Source organism: Bradyrhizobium sp. (assembly GCF_049691595.1).
In the GTDB taxonomy this organism is placed as follows: domain Bacteria; phylum Pseudomonadota; class Alphaproteobacteria; order Rhizobiales; family Xanthobacteraceae; genus Bradyrhizobium.
Window position 1 is genome coordinate 1 of record NZ_JBAVNZ010000046.1, and the last position, 5,033, is coordinate 5,033.

General features: G+C 63.3%; 3 protein-coding genes and 1 pseudogene. All 4 read left to right on the forward strand.

What is annotated here, in order from left to right; all coding sequences use genetic code 11:
* Nucleotides 1–321 (forward strand): annotated as a pseudogene (locus tag WCE35_RS01935) (tRNA lysidine(34) synthetase TilS); the annotation flags it as partial.
* A 249-nt stretch (nt 322–570) separates the two neighbouring features.
* Nucleotides 571–2,493, forward strand: a complete 1,923-nt coding sequence (ftsH, locus tag WCE35_RS01940; RefSeq protein WP_424591653.1) for an ATP-dependent zinc metalloprotease FtsH — start codon at nt 571–573, stop codon at nt 2,491–2,493.
* A gap of 85 nt (nt 2,494–2,578) precedes the next feature.
* Complete coding sequence (locus WCE35_RS01945) at nt 2,579–3,100, forward strand: DUF2867 domain-containing protein (protein ID WP_424591654.1); 522 nt, start codon at nt 2,579–2,581, stop codon at nt 3,098–3,100.
* Nucleotides 3,101–3,560: 460 nt separating this feature from the next.
* Nucleotides 3,561–4,778 (forward strand): glycosyltransferase family 87 protein, encoded by a 1,218-nt coding sequence (locus WCE35_RS01950; RefSeq protein ID WP_424591655.1) that lies wholly within the window; start codon nt 3,561–3,563, stop codon nt 4,776–4,778.
* Nucleotides 4,779–5,033: the final 255 nt, after the last annotated feature.

The window sequence follows — 5,033 nt, forward strand, 5'->3', positions numbered from 1 at the left end:
GTTCTGGCTGACGGCGCCGAGCGCTATCTCGCGCTTACGGGTGGCGATGAACCGCGCCCGGGATTCGATGCGGGGGCCTTTGCCGTGATGCCGGAGGAGATCCGCCTTCGGCTGTTGAAACGCGCAATCGACCGCGTCGGTCATGAGGGGCCGGCCGAGCTTGGCAAGGTCGAGGCCCTGCTGGCGGCATTGGACCGGGCGGCCGCGCAAGCCCGGCCAAAGCTGAAACAGACCCTCGCCGGTGCCGCGATCAGCCTGATTGGCGGTCGAATCCGGGTCGAACCGGCACCGCCCCGCCGCGGCCGCCCGCCCGGGCCCTGATCGAATGCCGAAGCCGCTGCCATAACTCGCCGAGAGTCTTAACCACCTCCGGGAAACGTCGGTTTTCACGCCATGATTTGACCGGGAATTGCGCTAGGATGCGTTAAATAGTCCCGCGTGGTTCCCTTGGCATCGACCCGGGCGCCACCTAGATTGTATGCAGTCAGCTCGGGGGGGTCCCTCGTCGCGACCCAAGCGACACTGCCAAGGACATAAGGCCGCGATCCGCGCGACCACCAAGGAAGATCGATGAACGCCAATCTGCGCAATTTCGCCCTCTGGGTCATTATCGTTTTGCTGCTGTTGGCGCTGTTCACGCTGTTCCAGAATCCGGGTCAGCGCACCTCCTCGCAGGATATCTCCTTCTCGCAGCTGTTGAGCGAGGTCGACCAGAACCACGTTCGCGACGTTGTGATCCAGGGGCCGGAAATCCACGGCACCTTCACCAACGGCTCCAGCTTCCAGACCTATGCGCCGAACGACCCGACGCTGGTCTCGCGCCTCTACAACGGCAAGGTCTCGATCACCGCGAAGCCGCCCGGCGACAACGTGCCCTGGTTCGTGTCGCTCTTGGTCTCGTGGCTGCCGTTCATCGCGCTGATCGGCGTCTGGATCTTCCTGTCGCGGCAGATGCAGGGTGGTGCCGGCAAGGCGATGGGCTTTGGCAAGTCGCGCGCCAAGATGCTCACCGAGGCCCATGGCCGCGTCACCTTCGAGGACGTCGCCGGCGTCGATGAGGCCAAGCAGGACTTGCAGGAGATCGTCGAGTTCCTGCGCGACCCCGGCAAATTCCAGCGCCTCGGCGGGCGGATTCCGCGCGGCGTGCTGCTGGTCGGCCCGCCCGGCACCGGCAAGACCCTGATCGCCCGCGCGGTGGCTGGTGAAGCAAACGTTCCCTTCTTCACCATTTCCGGCTCCGACTTCGTCGAAATGTTCGTCGGCGTCGGCGCGAGCCGCGTCCGCGACATGTTCGAGCAGGCCAAGAAGAACGCGCCCTGCATCATCTTCATCGACGAAATCGACGCGGTCGGCCGTCATCGCGGCGCCGGCCTCGGCGGCGGCAATGACGAGCGCGAACAGACGCTCAACCAGTTGCTGGTCGAGATGGACGGCTTTGAGGCCAATGAAGGCGTGATCCTGATCGCGGCCACCAACCGTCCCGACGTGCTCGATCCGGCGCTGCTGCGTCCCGGCCGTTTCGACCGCCAGGTGGTGGTGCCCAACCCCGACGTCGTCGGCCGCGAGCAGATCCTGAAAGTTCACGTCCGCAAGGTTCCGCTGGCGCCGGATATCAACCTCAAGACCATCGCGCGCGGCACGCCCGGGTTTTCCGGCGCCGACCTGATGAACCTCGTCAACGAGGCGGCGCTGACGGCGGCACGGCGCAACAAGCGCATGGTGACGCAGGCCGAGTTCGAGGAGGCCAAGGACAAGGTGATGATGGGCGCCGAGCGCAAGTCGCTGGTCATGACCGAGGAAGAGAAGCTGTTGACGGCCTATCACGAAGGCGGCCACGCCATCGTCGGCCTCAACGTCGTGGCGACCGACCCGATCCACAAGGCGACCATCATTCCGCGCGGCCGCGCGCTCGGCATGGTGATGCAGCTGCCGGAGCGCGACAAGCTGTCGATGTCGCTGGAGCAGATGACCTCGCGGCTGGCGATCATGATGGGCGGCCGGGTCGCGGAAGAACTGATCTTCGGCCGCGAAAAGGTCACCTCCGGGGCGTCGTCCGACATCGAGCAGGCGACGCGGCTGGCGCGCATGATGGTGACGCGCTGGGGCCTGTCGGAAGAACTCGGCACCGTGTCCTATGGCGAGAACCAGGACGAGGTTTTCCTGGGCATGTCGGTGTCGCGCACCCAGAACGCATCGGAGGCGACGGTTCAGAAGATCGACACCGAGATCCGGCGTTTTGTGGAAGGTGGCTACAACGAAGCGACGCGTATTCTCACCGAAAAGCGCGCCGATCTCGAGGCTCTGGCGAAGGGCCTGCTCGAATTCGAGACGCTTTCCGGCGACGAGATTCAGGACCTGCTCAAGGGCAAGAAGCCGAACCGCGAGTCGGTGCTGGAGCCGACCACGCCGCGCGCTTCCGCAGTGCCGCCGGCCGGCAAGCCCCGCCCGCGTCCCGACCCGGATGCCGGGCTGGAGCCGCAGCCGCAGGCGTGACCGGGCGTCAGGAATGGCTGAATGACAAGCGGGTGCTTCGGCACCCGTTTTGCCGCGTATCGCCTTTGCGCAGGGACAGTGCGACATGCACGTGATTGAATGCGAGGTCCCGTCCGGCAGCATGATTACCCGGGATTTGACCGGAAATTCCTGTTTCCAGGATTCATATCGGGCGCCGCTGGCGCACCCGGAACGCGGCATCGCCGACATCTTCTTCGCGGTATTCGGATACACGCCTTTGTGGATCAAGCTGATGTTGGTCGCCCGCAACGCGCTGGCAAAACTCGCCGGTTTGGAAGTGCCAACAATTGCCGAAATCATGAACCCGCAGCTCAAGGCCGGTTACAGCGTCAGCCACAAGATAGGTCCATGGCCGATTTTCTTTCTTGGTGACCATGAAATTGTTGCCGGCCGGAACGACAAGCACATCGACTTCAGGGTGTCGGTGCTGCGGACGGTCGACGGCGAGGCGGCCAGCGTCGTCGTTTCAACCATCTGCACGGTTCATAATCTGTTCGGCAAGATCTATCTGTTTCTGATCGGTCCGTTCCATCGCAACGGGGTTCAACTGTTGATGTCGAACGCGGTGCTGGCGAAGCGAATTTGAGGACTGTGGGTTTCGCTACGGCCCGGCCCGCCCCGCGATCCCGAAATTTTGCGTCTGCAACATAACGATCGTGATTGGTATCCATCCACTCGCCATGGCATCGTTTCGCGCCAAGAGGCGCGCCCCGGAATGACGATGGATAGGTTCATTGCCTGATCCGCCTCAGAAGCCGGGCTGACTGAGGACGTTGCTTGTTTACTCAACGAGCACGTTGAATATCGAGTCCTCCCAAACTATCCCCGTCATTCCGGGACGCGCCTCTTGGCGCGAGCCCGGAATCCATAACCACGGCTGCCTCTAATGGTCCTCTAAAATCTTCCGGTCTGGTCCTTCGGACCATCCCGGAACGACGAGAAGAATTCCCGCGTCCCGCCCAAAACCTTAAGATTTCTTCAATTCGGTCCGGCCTATTGCTGGAGGGGTGCGCGCGTCCGAAAGCCGCGCACGAACAGGACCTCGCATGGCCGTGCCCGCCCCGATCACCGCGCCCGAACAAGGCGCCATTCCCGCCGCGCTGCTGAACGCCTGCTTTGTGCTGTTCGTCGTCAATGCATCGTTTTTTCCAGCGGCGTTCTATGCGCATTGGTGGATATTCGATGAGAAGGGTCTGGGCATCCCCACCGACTTCGTCAATGTCTGGTCCGCTGGCAGGCTGGTGCTCGATGGCCATCCGGCCTGGGCCTATGACTGGGCTATCCAGAAGCAGGTGCAGCTCGCGGTGCTCGGTCAAGGCTATGACGGCAACTTCGCCTGGCATTATCCACCGCTCTTTTTGTTCGTCGCAAGCCTGCTGGCGCATTTTCCCTATGCGGTCGCCTTCATCGGCTGGGCCGCGATGAGCCTCGTTCCCTATCTCGCAGTCATGCGCGCGATCGTCGGACGGCCGTTCGGCTGGCTGCTGGCGGCGGCATTTCCGGTCGCGCTCACCAACACACTGGTCGGGCAGAATGGTTTCCTCACCGCATCCTTGATCGGGGGCACGCTCTACCTGCTGCCGGTACGTCCGGTGCTCGCCGGCATCTGCCTCGGGCTGTTGAGCTACAAACCGCAGTATGGGGTGCTGTTTCCGCTCGTGCTGATCGCGGCCGCGCAATGGCGGGTATTCATCACGGCGGCTATCACGGCGGTGCTGCTGGCCTTTGCATCGTGGCTCGCCTTCGGCACCGAAAGCTGGCAGGCGTTCGTGCACTGGATGCCGATGTTCTCGCAAGCCTTCCTCACCGAAGGGCGGGCGCCCTGGGGCAAGATGCAAAGCGTCTTCGCGTTGGTTCGCTACCTCGGCGGCGGCGAACAACTCGGCTGGATCTTCCAGTGGATCATGAGCGGCACGGTCGCGGCGGTGACGGCGCTGATGTGGCGCAGCCGCATTGTCTATACGTTGAAAGCCGCAAGTCTCGCGGCCGGCACATTGTTGATCACGCCGTACCTTTTTCTCTACGATGAGATGGTGCTGGCGATCGCGGTAGCCTTCCTGGTTCGGATCGGATCGCGCGAGGGTTTCGAGAGCTACGAGCTGCCGGCGCTTGGGCTGGTCGCCGCGCTCCTGATGTTCTATCCGCTGTTCGGCGCGCCGACCGGGCTCGGCGCCACGCTGATCGTGTCCAGCCTGATCCTGCGCCGCGCCGGGCCTTGGTGGCGGCGCGAGCCGGCGCCGGCGCTGGTCCCGGCCGGCGCGTGATGCGCCGGAGCATTGCCGCCCACTGCCTCTTCGTCAGCCATTCCGATGTCGCAAAACCGTCTTGTCATGCGGCCTGAATAGTTGTTCAGTTCTTCAGGCGATTGGCGCTCAATCGCTCAAAAGATTGAAAAGACAGGCACGTTCTCCCGATCCTTTCCAAGGGTTCGGGCGGGCGGGGACGGAACAGTCGCCATGGTCTATCGGCGAACCCATCAGGTGGTGAAGCGGCTGGCGGCGCGGCGCAGCGCCATTCTG